This window comes from Carboxylicivirga litoralis (assembly GCF_025499605.1).
Lineage (GTDB): Bacteria > Bacteroidota > Bacteroidia > Bacteroidales > Marinilabiliaceae > Carboxylicivirga > Carboxylicivirga litoralis.
In genome coordinates this window covers 1-328 of record NZ_JAFMVC010000149.1, presented here as the reverse complement: position 1 = coordinate 328, position 328 = coordinate 1, and the positions used below count along the sequence as shown (strand labels likewise).

The 328-nt window shown below is 50.3% G+C and carries 1 rRNA gene; it reads right to left on the bottom strand.

Annotated elements, in window-relative coordinates:
* A 16S ribosomal RNA gene (locus J1N10_RS21170) occupies positions 1–328 on the bottom strand; the annotation flags it as partial.

Sequence of the window (328 nt, the reverse complement as noted above, 5' to 3'; positions counted from 1 at the left end):
TTCCTCACTGCTGCCTCCCGTAGGAGTCTGGTCCGTGTCTCAGTACCAGTGTGGGGGACCTTCCTCTCAGAACCCCTAGACATCGTTGCCTTGGTGAGCCATTACCTCACCAACTAGCTAATGTCACGCATGACCATCTTATACCACCGGAGTTTTAATTATTAAATGATGCCATCTAATAATATTATGGGGTATTAATCCGAATTTCTTCGGGCTATCCCCCAGTATAAGGCAGGTTTCATACGCGTTACGCACCCGTGCGCCGGTCGTCGCCTGTAGCAAGCTACATCGTTACCCCTCGACTTGCATGTGTTAGGCCTGTCGCTAG